Below are 15,508 nucleotides of genomic sequence, written 5' to 3' on the forward strand. Positions count from 1 at the left end.
ATAGAGGAAAATTTGAACAATATCGGCTCGTGAGCCGAGAGACCCGAGGAGGACTACCCTTCCGCGGTCGTGGTGTCGTCCTCTTGGCCGTCCTCGGGCGGTGCCTCTCTGACCGTGACCGTGATGGTCTTGCCGAAGTCGCTGGTCAGCACGCCGAGGAAGGCCTCGCCCGGTTCGAGTCCGAGGTCGGTTCGGTCCACGCGGAACTGGACCTGTGCGGTCTCACTGGGGTCAACCTTCACGCGCTGAGTGGCGACGACGGTCCCGTTGAGTCGGAGTTGGACCGTATCGGTCACGACCTGTTCGCTCGGGTTGCGAACCTGCGAGTTCACGACAAGCGTGCCCTCGTTCAGCACTATCGTACCGGGCGCGTTCAGCGACGAGACCTGAAGCGACGGTGCCGTGGTCGTAGTCGTCTCCGCAGGTGCCTCCGTGGTGGTCTCGGTCGGTGCCGCGGTCGTGGTTTTAGTCGCCGTTTCGGTAGTCGTCGTTTCGGTCGGTGCGGCCGTCGTCGTAGTCGTCTCAGTCGTCGTTTCCGTCGTGGTCTCAGTCGGTTCCGCCGTGGTCGTCGTGTCGGTCGGTTCCGCCGTGGTCGTCGTGTCGGTCGGTTCCGCCGTGGTCGTCGTGTCGGTCGGTTCCGCCGTGGTCGTCGTGTCGGTCGGTTCTTCCGTGGTCGTCGTCTCTGCCGGCAGGTCCGGCACGTCAGCTAACTGCGACTGGATTCCCTCGGGTGCGGTCACGACGAACGTGACGTTCTGGATGGACACGTCACGGAGGACGAATTGGACCGTCTGGAGGTCCGAGGAGACCGACTGGCTCGCGTTGGCCTCGCCCAGACTCGCCGACAGCGACTCGCCGCTCAGGAGTTCGGTGAGGTCGATACGAACGGTACGGTCGCTGATGGAGACGTTCTCGACGGTAACTGTCCGGTCGGGGTCGGCCGAGTCGCCGACGACGAACGAGAGTTGGTTGACGTGAACGTTGTCGATGCGGAAGGTGAGCGTCTCTTGTGCGACAGGCTCTCGGGTCGTCGTGGTCTCAGTCGGCGCTTCCGTCGTGGTCGTCTCCGGTGTCGTGGTCGTCGTTTCCACCGTCGTAGTCGTCTCGGTGGTCGTCGTCGTCTCAGTCGGTGTCTCCGTTGTCGTAGTCGTCGCTGTCGTGGTCTCGGTTGGCGTCTCGGTCGTGGTCGTTTCGGTGGTCGTGGTTTCAGTCGGTTCCGCCGTGGTCGTCGTCTCGGTCGGTGTCGCCGTAGTCGTCGGAATCTCCTCGGTCGTGGTCTCAGTCGTGGTCGGAAGTTCGGTCGTGGTCGTTTCGGTTGTGGTAGTTTCCGTCGTGGTGGTCTCCGTCGTCGTTTCGGTTGTGGTCGTCTCTGTCGTCGTTTCGGTCGGTGCTTCCGTCGTCGTCTCTATCGCCGTGGTTTCGGTCGTCGTCTCGATTGGCGTCGTCGTTGTCGTCTCTGTCGTCGTTTCGGTGGTCGTCGCTTCCGTGGTCGTCGTCTCTGCTCCCTCCTCGACGGTCACGAAGGCGTCAGCCGCGACGACCTGATTGTCGCTGGTGTAGGGACCGTCGTCTTGGCCTTGGGAGTCCACGAAGTCGAACGTCTGGTTGTCGTTCGTGTCGCGGTAGGCGAGCGCGAGGAGCCGCTGGGACTCGCTAATCGGCTCCTCGAGGGTCACCGTGACGTCCTCGCTGACGCCCGGTTCGAGGTACTCCGAGACCCCGACCACGCTGTCGAGGACCGACCCGTTCAGCAGTTCTTGGTCGTGGATGACGACGAATCCGCCGTCGGTCAGGTTCACCTGCGAAATCGTGACCGTGGTTCCGTCCGTCGTCTGGTTCTCGAACGTGACCGTGGTGTTGTTCGTCTGTGTCTGTCGGACCACCTCTGCGGGCGGTGACTGGACCGGTTCGGCGTCGGTCTCAGTCGCCGCGAGCGAGGAGGCCGCTCCCCCGAACGTCGTCGTGACGAGTAGTATAGCCACTAAAAGTGCGCTTTTTCGACTCATTTACTTTCTCTCCCCCATCGAACAATCCACTACGATTGGTATAAATCCGCTGGCGGCCGATACCGAGGGTCTCAGCCTTGCAGGGGAGTTCCGAGACCGTTTCGGGGCGGGGCGGGACCGGGCGAGGCCTCGCTGTGGCCGGGTTCGACCGGTTCAGGCCGAGAACTTTCGGTCGAACCACTTGGGAATCGCGCTGACGACGCCGAGGCCCGGTGCGCCGTCAACCACCCAGAGCGCGAAGACGCCGAGACCGAGCGCGAACTCGAAGGTCAACAGCGAGTTCAGCGACAGGTGTTGGAGGTGCGCGGAGAAACTCGGCGCTGTCTCGTACTCTATCGGCGGGGCCAGCGGGTACGCCAGAAAGCTCAGCGCATAAAGGTCCCCCGAGAGCGCGGGATACAGCGCGTCGCCACCGAGATGCGAAAGGTAGCCGATGGCGAACGCGGTCCCAATCGGGCCGTCTCCTCGGCGGCGCGCGACCAGTCCGACGACGGCGACGACGAGGACGGCGGTGAGAAGCGAGTGCGTCAGTGACCGGCCGTTCGGGAGGACCCCGAGCGACCACGCCAGCGGTTTGTCCACCAAATCCGGGAACTGGGTGCCGAACGCCAGCGCGATGGCTGTGAACCCGTCCGGCGCGCGGCGGTCCCGTAGGTGGACGAACGCCGAGTAGAGCAGGTAGCCGACCGCGAGATGCCCCCAAGGCCACATGGATACTCTTTCGGAGCGCGTCGGGTTAGGCCTTCGGGCGCAGGAACCGAGTGTCCGACCGCCAGCCACGCGCTCGCTACTCGGGCATCACGTCGGCCTGCGTGAACTCCCGGCCGCAGTTCTCGCAGTAGTACCGGCCGAGACCCTGTTTGCGGACCGACCGCTTCCGACCGCAGTCCGGACACGCGATGTCCACGAGGAGCGCCATCGCCGGTACGCAGACACGACGCCGCGCGACTTGAGCGTATCCCCGAAGGCAAGGGGCGTAAAGAAACGATATACTGTTTTTAGACCACATATTTATACTTCAAACATAGATAAAAATTGCCGAGTCGATACGTCCGCCACGCGACCTGTCGGGTCCCCGTTGCGCTGGCTTTATCAAAACCCGCTCGGACGCCACTACCCATGGGTCGTTGGGGGAAACTCGCGGGGCAGTTGCACGACGGCGACAACGAGCGCCCGCCGTCGATAGAGGAGTTCCTCGAATCGAACCACCAGTTGTTCACCGTCATCGGCATCTTCGGCGCGCTGTCGGTCTACCTGATGAAGTTCCAGCGGTCGTCGGGCGAGGCCGGCACGGGCGCAGTGGGGGCGATTTTGCTCCTGTTTCTGCTCACGTCGTCGGTGGCGGTCCGCAACTCCTACCGATGCACCGAACGCGCCCGAAAGCACGGCGAGTACCTGCTGGTGTTCGGCTACGCCGTCTTCATGTACTCGTTCGTCACGCTGGTCGTCTCGGTGGTACTGGTCATCGTCGGCGAGTACGCCACGGGGGCCGAGAGCGTCCTCGGGTCGAGTTTCGTCTACGCGCTGGTGTTCGTCTACGTCCCGTTCATCTTCCGGGCCGACATCTTCACCGAGTTCGAGGGGCCGGGGATTGCCGCAGGCGGGGTTCGACACGCACCGCATCTGGGCCTCGTCGGACTCGCCGGGTGGCACGCGATGCAGTGGCCCGAGGGCGTCTTTCAGACGCTCGAACTCGGAAACACGGCGTACTCCATCGGGTTCGTCCTCGGCGTGGTCGGCAACCACTTCGTGATTACCGCTTGCGTGTTCGGGGTGTTGTGGGTGGTCGATATGTGCGTGCGTCGCGTCACCGCGGCCTGACACCCAACTCCGAGGCCACGCCCTCACTCGTCTCGAACGCTCGGATGCGTCACCTGCTCGTCGGGGTGGCGCTCGGCGAAGAACTCCTGCATGATTTCGAGCGACTCGTCCTCGCGGCGCTGGCGCTCGTCGTCGGCTATCTCCTCGCACCCCGGCGGGACCTCGCGCCCCCGGTCGGTGAAGTAGCCTTCCGGCACAACCCAGTCGTGGTAGAAGGGCCGGTCGTCGTCTTCGAGGAGCGTCACGGCGACCTCTGCCCCGTGGCCCGCGTTGATGACGGCCTGATACGGTTTCTCGGCGAGTCGGCCCGCGGCGTAGAGACCGTCCACGCCGGTCCGGCCGCGCTCGTCGGTGTCCACGAACGACTTGCCGCGGTCGATGACGCCCACGCCGTCGATGGCGTCCAAGTAGTCCACCGTGTTCTTGGTCGCGGCGATAACGTAGTCCGAGTAGAGGCGGTCGCCGTCGGCCGTCTCGGCGGTGAACCCGCCTTCGGCCACTTCGACGCGCTCGATTTCGGCGTCTCTGCGCTCGCACCCCGCGCGGTCGGCCTGCTCGCCCATCAAATCGAGGAGCAGTCGAGCGTTGACCCCCGCGGGGAATCCGGGGTAGTTCTCCAGATGGGCGTTCCGGCGCACGATGGAGTCGCCGCTGTCGGCGACGAGCGTGTCGAGGCCCGCTCGCGCGGTGAACACCGCCGCCGAGAGACCGGCGATGCCGCCGCCGACGACGAGGACCTCGCATTCCACAGAACCGGATGCCCCGGAACCGGACGCGCTGAAACCTGACTCGCTGGAATCGGATTCGTCGGTCATACACCCGACTGTGGGCGCGACGGGGATAAAAGCCGAGCGAATTCCTCAATAGCTCCCGGCAATCCGATCGATTTTCGGGTCGGTGAACACGTCCTTCTCGTCGTAACTCGGTGACGAGAACTCCGAGATGACCGCGCCCGCCTCGCCCGCTTTGAACCAGTGGCGGGTGTCGGGCGGGATGGTGTACTGCTCGCCGGGTTCGAGGTGGATTTCCTTCCCGGCGGTGTAGTACTCGTCGCGCATCGGGGGTTGGACCGCCCACTCCTCGCGGGGCGTCTCCTCCGAATCGTCGGCCTCGACGTACAGATACACCTCGCCCGCGCGACACCGGAAGGTCTCGCGCTTGCCGGGGTACGACTCGACGCCAGCGTGGTCCTCGAAGGGCGGGTGGCGATGCTCCGGGCAGGTCTGGTCGCCGAACAGCACCAGTTCCTTCGCGCAGTAGCGGTCGTCGTTGACGTAGACCACGATTTCGGTCCCGACCGCTTCGAGATTGCCGAGACCGTAGTCCACGACTTCGATTCCGTCGCGCTCGGCCGCCGTGAGGACCACGCCGGCGTCGGACAGCATCTCGGCGGCACGCGCTCTGGCCTGCTCGCGTTCGGTTTCGGCGTCCTCGTCGCTGGTCATGCCCGGCAGTTCGCCCCCGCGAGGCAAAACGGTTTGGCGGCGAGACGAGTCGCCCGGACTACTCGCCGAGAGAGTCTACGGGCGACCCGGCGAGTTTCATGAACGAGACGTTGCCGCTCTGGTCCAACTCGATGCGGTAGCCGTGATACGAGAACTGGATTTCGACCTGCGCCTCGGCCGGCGGCGGACTGGAGAACAGGTGTTCGATGAGATGGTCCACGTGGTCGTACAGCGGCGGCAGTTCGGTCACCTCGCAGTTCTCTAAGTTCGCAATGAGTCGTAGCAGGTTCCGTTTGGCCTCCTCGACTTCCGGCGTCACTTTGCGATGCCGTATCTTGCGGCCCACTTCGCGCGGTTCGTCGCTGGCTTCCTTCCCGTCCGGCATGGGGGAAACACAGACGCCGAGCGTTGAAAATTTCATCCCGAGTTTCCGGAGACGGCCGGCCGAAAATTGACCCTACTCGAACAACTCGCCGTGTCGGCCCGCGAGGTCGGTATACGCGCCCGACGAGAACTCCTCGAACGTCTCCCGAGCGTCCACCTCGGTGTCCGAGAGCGGCGTCACGCGGGCCGGAACCCCGCGAGCGAACGACTCGGGCGGAATCTCGTACTCGTCGGGAATCACGGTCCCCGCCGCCACGATGGAGTCCTCGCCGACCGTCACGTCGGTATTCACCGTCGCGTTGAACCCGACGAGCGCGCCGTGGCCAACCGCGGCATCGTTCAAGATTGCGCCATGGCCCACCATCACCCGGTCGCCGACCGTCGCGCCGTGGAGGACCGCGTTGTCGCCGACGTGGGACTGTTCGCCGATTCGGACCGGTGCCACGTCGCCCCGGAGGACCGCGCCGGGCCAGACGCTGGCGTCGGCCGCGACGGTTACATCGCCGACCAGCGTGGCCTCTCTGCTGACGCGGGCCTCGTCGTGGACCGCGGGTTCGGTGCCTTCGAAATCGTAGCTCCCACCCATAGCGTGCCAGACGGTAGCAGTTCCCAAAAAGTTCGCGGTCAGTGATACGTCTTCTCGCCTGCCTCGATGGCCACGTCCAGCCAATTCTCCATCGGCGGAAGCGGGCATTCGTACCGGTCGGAGTAGGCGCAGGTCGGGTTGTAGGCCTGATTGAAGTCGAGAATCCACTCGGCGTCGTCCTCCCCCTCGTCGTCTCTCTCGCCATCGTCCGATTCGTCGGGGGCGATGCGGTGGTCCGCGGGTTCGAGGTCCAGATACCGACCCGCGCCGTAGGTTTCGTCGCCACTGGTCTCGTCCCGGAAGGGAACCCAGAGGCGGTCCTCGTCGGGGTCGGACTTGTAGGCTTGGAGGGTTACGTCCTCGCCATCGGCCTCGAAGCGGAACTCGCCCCACCGGACGTACTCCTGTTCGCCCTCGGTGCTGGTCGAGACGGTGACCCTCTCTTTGTCCTCGTGTTCGCGGAGCGACAGGGCGAACCGGTAGTCCTCGTCGATGGGGTAGTAGTTCAGGCCCTCGAACTCGTCGCGCTCGTCGTCGGGGATGGGCGACCGGGGGTGGTCGCCGAAGTAGTCGTCCTTCTCGGCGCGCTGTCGTCGGACGGTCTCTCGCCAGTCGGTACTCATGCGAGGAGTTACGCCGTGGACCGAGACGAGTCTTTGGTCCGGAATCGGAGCGCGTGCGCCGACAATCATTTGCCCGTCGGCGTTGGGAATAGTTCACGGATGTACAAAGCCCAAATCTCCGACGGCGAGCAGATAGAGTGCGAGGACTACGAGGTCGGCGACAGCGGCGTGGAACTCTACGACGAGAACGACGAGTTCATCGCGTTCGTCCCGTTCGCCCACTTGCTGTACGTCGGCAACATCACCGACGACGGCCAGATGCTCTGGTAGCTAGACTCGTTCGACCATGGCCTCCTCGCGGCTTCTGACGCGGACAGGCTCTGCGCGGTCGGCGAGTGCGAGCGCGTCGTCCAGTTTGCCCGGCGTCTCGGCGTAGACGGTGAACAGTTCGTCTCCCGCGGCGATTTCGTCGCCGACGTGGCAGGCGAGCGTGAGGCCAGCGCGGGAGTCTTTCGGTGCGCCCGCTCTGCGACCGAGTTCGCTCACCACCCGGTTGTCGATGTGAGTCACGACGCCCGCCCGGCCGGCAGTGACGGTGGCGCGCTCCTCGCCCGGTTCGAGGTCCGCGGGCGTCACGTCCGGGTCGCCGCCCTGCGCGGACACGATGTCGCGGAATTTCGCTTCGGCCCGGCCAGAATCGATGATTGCTCCGGCGTCGGCGTCCACGCCGCAGGCGTCCAGCAGGAGGCGAGCGAGGCGCTCGCTCTTGAGTCGCAGGTCGTCGGGACCGCCGCCGCCGAGGACCGCCAGCACGTCGCGGGCCTCCAAGACCGGGCCGATGCCCCGACCGATGGGTTCGTGGCCGGGCGAGACGGCGGGCGCGACTGCCATCCCGAGGTGGTCGCCGACGCGCTCGAAGTCGTCGCCGAGTTCGCGGGCCTCGTTGTGACCGTCCACCTTCGCGCCGTCGCCGTAGGGCACGTCGATGATGACGTGGGTCGAACCCGCGCTGTACTTCTTCGAGAGGACCGACGCGATGAGTTGGCCGGGCGGGTCGAGCGAGAGGGGATTCTCCGCGCGGATGATTTTGTCGTCCACGGGCGAGAGGTCCACCGCGCCGCCCCAGACCAGACACCCGTTGGTCTCGGCCACCACGTCGCGGAGTTCGGAGATGGAGAACTCCACGTCGCAGAACACTTCCATCGTGTCGGCGGTTCCGGCGGGCGAGGTCACGGCCCGCGAGGAGGTCTTAGGGATTTTGACACCCGCCGCGGCGACGACGGGCACCAGAATCGGCGAGACGCGGTTGCCCGCCACGCCGCCGATAGAATGTTTGTCGGCGACCACCGCGTCGGACCACGAGAGGCGCTGGCCGACCTCGGCCATCGCTTCGGTCAGATGCGTCGTCTCGGCGTCCGACATGCCGTTCGAGTAGACGCCGGAGACGTAGGCCGACAGTTCCACGTCGTTGAGTCGGTCGGCCTCGACGTCCCGGACGATGGCCCGAATCTCGTCGGCCGCCAGTTCGCGGTCGTCGAGTTTCTTCCGGACGTACCGGACCGACCGGGGTTTGGGCGCGGCCGTGACCTCCACCGGCCCCTCGACGTGGCCGAGTCGACGCGTCACCCCGAGGTTACTGGGCGCGACCAACTCGTCGGTCACTTCCACGATGCCGATGACCGTCGTCCCGTCGGTCGTAATCTGCACCCGGTCGAGCGGATGGACGCCCAACTCGTCGGCGTCCGCGCCGTTGAGCAGGACCGTCGGCAGGTGGGTCCCGATGTCGATTTCGCTGGCGACCAGTTCCATGTCGGTGGTTCGACGCCGAGGACCATAACCGTGGGAGACGGTCACAGCATTCGACGCCGACCGGGTGGCCAAGACGCGACTCGTTCGGTCGCGGGAGCTAGAGCCATACTATTCGTTTCTAAAGAAATCTTTCTATATCTTATAGAAATATATAAGATTCCTTCGTCCGCGGCCCCGATTCCGACGAGGCCCGACAAGTAGTCCGCTCCAGTTGGGAACCCGAAAGTTCCGCGCCGAGCGGGTTCGACGGGGCGTCGCGCGCCCGACCCGGTAGTTCGGGCGCGCTCGGCGTCTTCGGAACCCGAAACGAATCGAGCGATTACCGCGGTAAAATCCGCGGCGCGAGCGGTTCGGAACCCACGAGCGACGTGTCCGACGCCGTATAAGTAATCCTCACTCGCGGTCTCTCCCGGTGGATGGTCGGCCGACCAACCGTTTCCCACGTCCCGTTACGGAGCTAAATCCCGGTTAATTGGGTCCGACTGCGGGCAAGAATCAGGCGCGTCTAAGACCGTCTACGTCCTCGTATCGACGCGATGAGTTCCGGAATAACCGACGACGACAAGGAGCGCATCGAAAGCTTCTGCGAGACGCCGCCATACGACCGCTCGCCCGAGGACCTGACTCCCGACACCCGGTACACCGACGACGTGCGGATGGGCCGAGGAGACGGCGACGAGTCGCTCCTCGCGGTGGTCTGGCACCGCCTGCGCCGTCGGTAGCGGAGTCCCAGCGTCGGGGCGCGTCCTCGCTCGTGATTCCCGCGCTCGGTGGGGCGTCACCGGGGTCGGCCTCCGGGAGGGCGCACGACGCATCTGCGACGAGATAGCTGACTTCGACCCGGAATCGCTGTCGGACGTTCGGTTCGTCGCCGACGCCGAGTACGAGACGATTCGGGCGGTCGCAGACGACGTGACCGGCGCATGAGTACCTGTACGCCCGAACCCCGGCGGGCGTCTACGAAAGGTAACGCGAATGGTACCGAATACCGTCGCTTTTTAACCACGGAGTACGATACCACGACTGAGAGACAGTCGCATGGATTGGATTAACCGGTCTCGCCGTCAGAATTTGCCCCACAGAACGGGCGTTCTTCCGGAGGACGCCCTGCGTGAGGAGTCACGCCGAGACGACGGCCCGCGCGAGCGGCCGCGCCGGGGCGGAGAGACCGATACGTTCCGGTATCGCGGGCGAGGTTTCGCCCGCGGCAATTGGGAAAATATTTCTACCGGAATCGACCACCAATCAGACGAACGCGGACCGAAGCGCGCCGGGACCCTCGGGATGCCCGGCGGGGCATCCACAGCAGGCCAGAACGTCGGAGACAGCACTGAACACGAGCATGAGTGAACAGTTACGCGAAGAAAAGCGGAAGATAGAAGAGCTACACGAAATCGCCTCCGAGATGGAGGCCTGCCACACCAAAGACGAAGTGTACCGTCTCGGCGTGGACGCCGCGGAAGGCATTCTGGAGTTCGACATCTGCGGTATCGACGTGGAGGAGAACGGCTATCTCGTCCCCAAGGCCACCTCGACCGAGATGCCCAACGACGGCTACGACGCCCTCGAAGCCGACAAGGGCCTCGCTGGCCGGACCTTCCAGAAGGGCGAGTCGTTCGTCATCCCGGACGTGCGGACGATGAGCGAGGCCGAACCGGTGAACATGGAGTATCGCTCGATTCTGAGCGTGCCCCTGAGCGACTACGGCGTCTTTCAGGCCGGGTCGCGCGAACCCGAGGCCTTCGACGAGGACGACCTCGAACTCGCGGAACTGCTGATGAGCCACGTCACCGAGGTCATCTCCCGCATCGACTCCCAGTCGGCGCTCCGCGAGAGCGAGGAGAAGTATCGGACCTTGGTGGAGGGGAGCCACGACGCCATCTTCATCCACAGCGACGAGACGTTTCAGTTCGTCAACGACCGGGTGGCCGAACTCACGGGGTACAGTCGGGACGAACTGCTGGGCATGTCGGTCTGGGGCGTGGTTCACGAGGACGACCGCGAACACGTCGAGCAAATCGCAGAAGACGACGACGCCGACGACGCTCCGCACTACGAACTCCGCATCCGGACCCGCGACGGCGAGGTCCGGTACGTCGAACTCAGCGTCCAAGTGATTTCGTACAACGGCGAGCGCGCCCACCTCGGGTCGGCCCGCGACGTGACCGAGCGCCGCAAGCGAAAGCAGAAGGTAGAGCGCCAGAACGAGCGCCTCAAGGAGTTCGCCAGCGTGGTCAGCCACGACCTGCGCAACCCCCTCAACGTCGCGCAGGGCCACCTCGAACTCGCCCGCGAGACCGGCGAACAGCGCCACTTCGAGAAGACTGGCGGGGCGCTCGACCGAATGGAGTCGCTCATCGACGACCTGCTCAAACTCGCCCGGCAGGGCCAAGACGTGAGCGACACCGAACTCGTGGACCTTCAGGCGGTCGTCAAGCGAGCGTGGTCCACCGTTTCGACGGGGAACGCCGGCCTCGAAGTCGGCGACGACCTCGGCGAAGTCAAGGCCGACGACGGCCGACTGCAGGAACTGTTCGAGAATCTATTCCGCAACGCGGTGGAACACGCCGGCGAGGGCGTGACGGTCCGAGTCGGCACCCTCGGTGACGCCGACGACGACGCGCCGGCCTCCCACCGGGCCAACCGGGACGGGTTCTACGTCGAGGACGACGGGCCGGGCATCCCCGAAGACGAGCGCGACAAGATTTTCGAACACGGCCACACGACTGCCGACGACGGGTCGGGACTCGGCCTCTCCATCGTGAGTAGCATCGTGGACGCCCACGGGTGGACGGTGACGGCGACCGAGAGCGAGTCGGGCGGCGCGCGCTTCGAGATTTCCACGACGTGACTATCTGAAGCCCCGAACGTCGCCGATTTCGAGCGGACTGGTCGGGAGATTTTCGGGCGGTTCGGGGTCGTTGTAGTCGCTGGGAGCCACGTCGTTGGGCGAGTCGGGGTAGAACAGCGAGGCGACCAGATGGAGGTGCCTGCGCCCCACGTCGAGTTCGAACTGGCCGCCGCCATACATCGAAATTCGGTTCTCCTCGCAGTAGTCGATGGTGTCGAGCAGGGCTTCGAGTGACCCGAATCGGGAGGGCTTGATGTTCAGCCAGTCCGGTTCGAAAGGCAGGTCTCGCACGCTCTCGACGCCGGTTATCGGGTAGTCCCACGAGACGCGACTCCGGGCGGAATCGAGCGCGTCGGCGGTGTCGTCGGTCCACGCCGGGTCCTCCAAGATTGCCTCCGGGAAGGCCTCGGCCACTTCGCGGTAGAGGTCCGGGTCGGCGCTCCCGGCGACTTCGGCGTCCTCGTAGTGGGCCTTGAAATCGACCACTCGCACGCCCGAATCGGCGAGGTCCGCGAGGAGGTCAGAAGACCAGTCCTCGTCGGCGTCGAGTTTGAATTCGAGGTCGGGATTCCGGTCGTGCCACTCCCGGATGGGGTCGGCGCTCGGCGGGTCGCCGAGGACGGGACTGGCGACGAATCGCACGGGGTCGTACTCCCGGCCGAGTTCTGCGCCGAGGTGAGTGTCGGCCTGCCGGAGCGCGAGGTCCAGCGCGGCGCTCTCGAACGCCCACCGGCGATAGTGGCGAAAGTGGGGGTCTACGTCGTCGGCCGCCTCCGCGTCCGGGAACAGGTCGAGGCCCGCGAGTTCGTCGGCGAAGGCGTCGAGGGTGTACTCGCCCGAGAGGTCGAACTCGTCGGGGATGGGGTGGTGTTCGGCGTCGTAGGTCACGTCCTCGCCCCGCCCGGTTTCGCCCGCGCCGGACAGCGAGACCACGGTGGTCGCGCGGGTGAATTTGCTCGTCTCGCGCTCTCGGCGCTCGAACGCGACGGATTCGACGGTCAGCGACAACTCCGCAACTCGCTGGTAGAGACTCATGCGCGCAGAGACGGCCGCTGGCGGGAAAGTTGTTGGCCTCGGGAAATCGCTATCTTCAGGGAGTCTTCGGCGAGCAGTACCACATCGTGGTAGCGACGTATATTATCGTGGTAGCGACGTATATTATAATGGTTTCCGGCGCGCGCGAGCAACGCGCGCGAAGGACGAGGACCGCAGGGTGTGAGCGAACGCGAACCCCGAGGCTGGCGAGACGCGCCGCGTCTCGCTGATCTGCGAACGTGGTTCGCAGAGACCGCAGGAGGTTGGGGAGGGACGAGGTTCGCGGTAGCGGTGCGGGGCGGTTCTCATGGGCTTCGGCAATAGTAGTGTTGCTGTCGCCGTTCAGGTCGTAGAGTCTGTCGCCGTTCAGGTCGTAGAGTCTGTCGCTGTTCAGGTCGAGGAGTCGCTGGCGTTCTCCCCTCACCAAAAATCACGTCGAGTCGCGAGAACTGCTGGCAGAATACCTCCGAGAACACCGAGGCCGACCCAAAAACCGCAAAAAGCCCGTCTACTCGGTCACGACGGTCACGGGACCGTCGAAGTTCAGAATAATCGACTGCGTGAGGTCGCCGAACAGCGCCTTGCCGGTGGGCGAACGCTTCTCGCCAGCGATGAACAGGTGGTCACAGTCGTACTCCTCGGCGGTGTCCAAGATTTCGGTCTGCTCGTCGCCGAGCGCACCGACCGCCTCGTAGTTCACGTCGATGCCCTCCAGCACCTCGCGCCCGATGTCGGCAGAGAAGTTCTCGGCACCTTCGCGGGCCTTCTCAGCGGAGTACCCGACCGCACTGCTCGGGATGTCCTCCATGGTCTGTCGGGTGTCCTCGTACTCGTCGTTAGTCGTGACGTGGAGGAGGACCAATTCGGCGTCGACCGCCGCAGAGAGTTCGCCCGCTTCGCGGACGAGCGACTTGGTGGACTCCTCGGCGTCCACGACTGCAAGTGCGCGTTCCATGTCTCGCTAATAACGAGTGACGGTGATAAATAAACCGGTTGTTCATCAGGTATTAGCAACCGCCGCGCCGCCCGAACGTCCGATTCTGCCACGCGGACTCGTCGAGTCCCCGAGCTACAAAGAAACAAATATATTTTTCTAAGAAATGTAGGCGATTGCTTACAGAATACATATGTATTCGAGAGCGAACGAGAGCGTGTTGAACCGGGCGACATCGGGCGTCGTTCGCCCCGCTGATTTATGGACGTTCACAGCGTGGCCGAACTCGTGCCAGAACGACATCCGACTCGCCGCGACGTAATCGAGGCCACCGGCGCGGCCACGCTGGGCGGCGCGCTGTCGGCGCTCTCCGCCGAGGAGGCCGCCGCCGAGCGACTCGCGCCCGACGCACCCGGCGACCCCGCCGTCTTCGAAGCCGACCGAGGACAGTCCGCGTCGGCGTTCCCCCAGTCGGTCGCTAGCGGGGGTCCCACTCCCGAGGGCGTCCTCCTCTGGACCCGTGTCGCCCCCGACGCTTACGACGGCGAGACGCCGCTGGGGGTCGAAGTGGCCAAGGACGAGGAGTTCGAGAACGTCGCGTTTCAGGGCACCGTTCCCGCCGAAGCATTCGGCCCGGACCGGGACTTCACCGTGACCGTGGACGTGGACGGCGAACTCGACCCCGATAGTCGGTACTACTACCGGTTTCGCTACGACGGGAGCAAAAGCGCCCTCGGGCGGTGTCGCACCCTGCCGAAACCCGGCGCGAGTCCCGACTCGCTCCGTCTGGCGGTGGCGTCGTGCAACAACTACCTCCACGGCTACTTCGGCGCGTTCGGCCATATCGCCGACGACGAGGCCGACTTTCTCCTCCACCTCGGCGATTTCATCTACGAGTACGCCGGCGACGGCATCGGGGACCGGTCCATCGACCTGCCGAGCGGCAAGCAGAAAGCGTGGGGACTGGACGACTTTCGGCACCTCTACCGGACCTATCGCTCGGACGAGAACCTCCGGCGCGCGCTCCGGACCCACACCCTGATTCACACGTGGGACGACCACGAAATCGTCAGCGACAGGTGGTGGAACTACGAGACCGACGCCCCCGAAACCGAGTACCACCCTCGCGGGAGCGACCCCGAATTCATGCGCCAGTTGTACGTCGATGGCATCCGGGCCTACACCGAGTACGTCCCGGTCCGGGCGAAGTACGAGCCAGCGAGTGAGAACCGGGGTCTCGCGCCCGACGCCATTCAGGAGAATTTCAGGCTCTACCGGTCGTTCGCGTTCGGTGACCTCGCAGACCTGTTCGTGACCGACGAGCGCCTCTATCGGTCGCCCCCGCCGCGAGGCACCGAGAGCGGGACCGCGGTGTCGGCCGAGTTCGCCGCCGAGAATCCGGGTCGGACGATGCTCGGGGAGACCCAGCGCGAATGGCTCGTGGGCGGAATGACGGACTCCGACGCCCGGTGGAAGCTCTGGGGCAACGAGGTGCTGGCGGCCGCCTTCCGGTTCGTGGAGGGCGGAGAGATGCAAATCAACTCCGACGCGTGGGACGGCTACCGGGCCGAGCGACAGCGCGTCCTGTCAGACCTCTCGGAGGCGGGCGTCGAGAACCTCGTCGCGCTGACCGGTGACATGCACAGTTATCTCGCGGGCTACCTCCTGACCGAGTACGAGTTGACCGCGGGCGAGGACGGCGAGTCGGGACGAGCGACCGACCGGTCCGACACCCGAGCGGGCGTCGAGTTCATGGCTCCCGCGGTCAGTAGCGACAACCTCATGACGATGAACGAAATCCCGGACTCCGCGAGAGAGACTGTCTCTGCGGCTCTGCAGGCCGAGAACCCGCACGTCGAGTGGTTCGACAGCAGTCACTGGGGCTACGCCACCGTCGAGATGAACCGCGAGGAGGTCGTCTACTCGGCCTACGCCGTGGACCGGACCACCGACGCCGAGGACCCACCCAAACGACTCCTGCGGCGGTATCGGGTCCCGGCGGGGTCGGCGGAGTTGGAGCGGTCGGACCAGCGCGAGGAGTGAACCGGTCGAACGGACCCGGAGCGACGTGAAA

The 15,508-nt window shown here is 65.1% G+C and carries 17 protein-coding genes; 5 read left to right on the plus strand and 12 right to left on the minus strand.

What is annotated here, in order from left to right; all coding sequences use genetic code 11:
* Positions 1 to 53 precede the first annotated feature (53 nt).
* From P2T57_RS17915 to P2T57_RS17925, 3 genes are all read right to left on the minus strand, one after another.
* On the minus strand, positions 54 to 1,982 hold the full coding sequence (locus tag P2T57_RS17915) for a DUF7282 domain-containing protein (RefSeq protein ID WP_276302498.1): 1,929 nt from the start codon (positions 1,980 to 1,982) through the stop codon (positions 54 to 56).
* Between the two features lie 177 nt (positions 1,983 to 2,159).
* A complete protein-coding gene (locus tag P2T57_RS17920; RefSeq protein WP_276302499.1) occupies positions 2,160 to 2,717 on the minus strand; it encodes a metal-dependent hydrolase in 558 nt (185 codons plus the stop codon).
* 76 nt (positions 2,718 to 2,793) lie between these two features.
* Complete coding sequence (locus tag P2T57_RS17925) at positions 2,794 to 2,925, minus strand: hypothetical protein (protein ID WP_276302500.1); 132 nt, start codon at positions 2,923 to 2,925, stop codon at positions 2,794 to 2,796.
* Positions 2,926 to 3,125: 200 nt separating this feature from the next.
* On the opposite strand from P2T57_RS17925, the gene P2T57_RS17930 reads away from it, so the two are divergent.
* Entirely contained in the window at positions 3,126 to 3,827 is a 702-nt protein-coding gene (locus tag P2T57_RS17930) for a hypothetical protein (RefSeq protein ID WP_276302501.1), read from the plus strand.
* A 23-nt stretch (positions 3,828 to 3,850) separates the two neighbouring features.
* Here P2T57_RS17930 and P2T57_RS17935 read toward each other — a convergent pair whose 3' ends face one another.
* The 5 genes from P2T57_RS17935 to P2T57_RS17955 all read right to left on the minus strand — a co-directional run bounded on the left by P2T57_RS17935 (position 3,851) and on the right by P2T57_RS17955 (position 6,865).
* Positions 3,851 to 4,642 (minus strand): NAD(P)/FAD-dependent oxidoreductase, encoded by a 792-nt coding sequence (locus P2T57_RS17935; RefSeq protein ID WP_276302502.1) that lies wholly within the window; start codon positions 4,640 to 4,642, stop codon positions 3,851 to 3,853.
* A 45-nt stretch (positions 4,643 to 4,687) separates the two neighbouring features.
* Positions 4,688 to 5,212: a D-lyxose/D-mannose family sugar isomerase gene (locus P2T57_RS17940; protein ID WP_276302529.1), complete on the minus strand. Its 525-nt coding sequence runs from the start codon at positions 5,210 to 5,212 to the stop codon at positions 4,688 to 4,690.
* Positions 5,213 to 5,330: 118 nt separating this feature from the next.
* The gene (locus tag P2T57_RS17945) at positions 5,331 to 5,657 is read right to left on the minus strand and encodes a HalOD1 output domain-containing protein (RefSeq protein ID WP_276302503.1); all 327 of its coding nucleotides are present in this window, start codon (positions 5,655 to 5,657) and stop codon (positions 5,331 to 5,333) included.
* Positions 5,658 to 5,729: 72 nt separating this feature from the next.
* Positions 5,730 to 6,242, minus strand: coding sequence for a gamma carbonic anhydrase family protein (locus P2T57_RS17950; RefSeq protein ID WP_276302504.1), 513 nt, complete (start codon positions 6,240 to 6,242; stop codon positions 5,730 to 5,732).
* Between the two features lie 38 nt (positions 6,243 to 6,280).
* Complete coding sequence (locus P2T57_RS17955; RefSeq protein ID WP_276302505.1) at positions 6,281 to 6,865, minus strand: DUF1684 domain-containing protein; 585 nt, start codon at positions 6,863 to 6,865, stop codon at positions 6,281 to 6,283.
* A gap of 99 nt (positions 6,866 to 6,964) precedes the next feature.
* Between P2T57_RS17955 and P2T57_RS17960 the strand changes: the two genes are divergently transcribed.
* The gene (locus tag P2T57_RS17960) at positions 6,965 to 7,135 is read left to right on the plus strand and encodes a hypothetical protein (RefSeq protein WP_276302506.1); all 171 of its coding nucleotides are present in this window, start codon (positions 6,965 to 6,967) and stop codon (positions 7,133 to 7,135) included.
* On the opposite strand, the gene P2T57_RS17965 is transcribed toward P2T57_RS17960, so the two are convergent.
* Entirely contained in the window at positions 7,136 to 8,614 is a 1,479-nt protein-coding gene (locus tag P2T57_RS17965) for an AMP phosphorylase (RefSeq protein ID WP_276302530.1), read from the minus strand.
* A 536-nt stretch (positions 8,615 to 9,150) separates the two neighbouring features.
* On the opposite strand from P2T57_RS17965, the gene P2T57_RS17970 reads away from it, so the two are divergent.
* The gene (locus P2T57_RS17970) at positions 9,151 to 9,336 is read left to right on the plus strand and encodes a hypothetical protein (protein WP_276302535.1); all 186 of its coding nucleotides are present in this window, start codon (positions 9,151 to 9,153) and stop codon (positions 9,334 to 9,336) included.
* Between the two features lie 620 nt (positions 9,337 to 9,956).
* Entirely contained in the window at positions 9,957 to 11,465 is a 1,509-nt protein-coding gene (locus P2T57_RS17980; RefSeq protein ID WP_276302507.1) for a PAS domain S-box protein, read from the plus strand.
* Here the strand turns inward: P2T57_RS17980 and P2T57_RS17985 are convergent, their stop codons facing one another.
* The 3 genes from P2T57_RS17985 to P2T57_RS17995 form a co-directional block, all read right to left on the minus strand.
* The gene (locus P2T57_RS17985) at positions 11,466 to 12,500 is read right to left on the minus strand and encodes an enolase-like domain-containing protein (protein ID WP_276302508.1); all 1,035 of its coding nucleotides are present in this window, start codon (positions 12,498 to 12,500) and stop codon (positions 11,466 to 11,468) included.
* A 55-nt stretch (positions 12,501 to 12,555) separates the two neighbouring features.
* Positions 12,556 to 12,924 carry a hypothetical protein gene (locus P2T57_RS17990; RefSeq protein ID WP_276302509.1) on the minus strand — a complete coding sequence of 123 codons (369 nt, stop codon included), beginning with the start codon at positions 12,922 to 12,924 and terminating at the stop codon, positions 12,556 to 12,558.
* 84 nt (positions 12,925 to 13,008) lie between these two features.
* The gene (locus P2T57_RS17995) at positions 13,009 to 13,455 is read right to left on the minus strand and encodes a universal stress protein (protein ID WP_276302510.1); all 447 of its coding nucleotides are present in this window, start codon (positions 13,453 to 13,455) and stop codon (positions 13,009 to 13,011) included.
* A gap of 240 nt (positions 13,456 to 13,695) precedes the next feature.
* Between P2T57_RS17995 and P2T57_RS18000 the strand changes: the two genes are divergently transcribed.
* The gene (locus P2T57_RS18000) at positions 13,696 to 15,477 is read left to right on the plus strand and encodes an alkaline phosphatase D family protein (protein WP_276302511.1); all 1,782 of its coding nucleotides are present in this window, start codon (positions 13,696 to 13,698) and stop codon (positions 15,475 to 15,477) included.
* Positions 15,478 to 15,508 lie beyond the last annotated feature (31 nt).

Source organism: Halorussus lipolyticus (assembly GCF_029338375.1).
Taxonomy (GTDB): domain Archaea; phylum Halobacteriota; class Halobacteria; order Halobacteriales; family Haladaptataceae; genus Halorussus; species Halorussus lipolyticus.

Bases quoted from the DNA above. Each gene is read 5' to 3' on its own strand.
- P2T57_RS18000 (WP_276302511.1), top strand. From the start codon at position 13,696: ATGGACGTTCACAGCGTGGCCGAACTCGTGCCAGAACGACATCCGACT.
- P2T57_RS17920 (WP_276302499.1), bottom strand. From the start codon at position 2,717: ATGTGGCCTTGGGGGCATCTCGCGGTCGGCTACCTGCTCTACTCGGCG.
- P2T57_RS17970 (WP_276302535.1), top strand. From the start codon at position 9,151: ATGAGTTCCGGAATAACCGACGACGACAAGGAGCGCATCGAAAGCTTC.
- P2T57_RS17935 (WP_276302502.1), bottom strand. From the start codon at position 4,642: ATGACCGACGAATCCGATTCCAGCGAGTCAGGTTTCAGCGCGTCCGGT.
- P2T57_RS17980 (WP_276302507.1), top strand. From the start codon at position 9,957: ATGAGTGAACAGTTACGCGAAGAAAAGCGGAAGATAGAAGAGCTACAC.
- P2T57_RS17930 (WP_276302501.1), top strand. From the start codon at position 3,126: ATGGGTCGTTGGGGGAAACTCGCGGGGCAGTTGCACGACGGCGACAAC.
- P2T57_RS17985 (WP_276302508.1), bottom strand. From the start codon at position 12,500: ATGAGTCTCTACCAGCGAGTTGCGGAGTTGTCGCTGACCGTCGAATCC.
- P2T57_RS17940 (WP_276302529.1), bottom strand. From the start codon at position 5,212: ATGCTGTCCGACGCCGGCGTGGTCCTCACGGCGGCCGAGCGCGACGGA.
- P2T57_RS17960 (WP_276302506.1), top strand. From the start codon at position 6,965: ATGTACAAAGCCCAAATCTCCGACGGCGAGCAGATAGAGTGCGAGGAC.
- P2T57_RS17950 (WP_276302504.1), bottom strand. From the start codon at position 6,242: ATGGGTGGGAGCTACGATTTCGAAGGCACCGAACCCGCGGTCCACGAC.
- P2T57_RS17925 (WP_276302500.1), bottom strand. From the start codon at position 2,925: ATGGCGCTCCTCGTGGACATCGCGTGTCCGGACTGCGGTCGGAAGCGG.
- P2T57_RS17955 (WP_276302505.1), bottom strand. From the start codon at position 6,865: ATGAGTACCGACTGGCGAGAGACCGTCCGACGACAGCGCGCCGAGAAG.
- P2T57_RS17965 (WP_276302530.1), bottom strand. From the start codon at position 8,614: ATGGAACTGGTCGCCAGCGAAATCGACATCGGGACCCACCTGCCGACG.
- P2T57_RS17945 (WP_276302503.1), bottom strand. From the start codon at position 5,657: ATGCCGGACGGGAAGGAAGCCAGCGACGAACCGCGCGAAGTGGGCCGC.
- P2T57_RS17995 (WP_276302510.1), bottom strand. From the start codon at position 13,455: ATGGAACGCGCACTTGCAGTCGTGGACGCCGAGGAGTCCACCAAGTCG.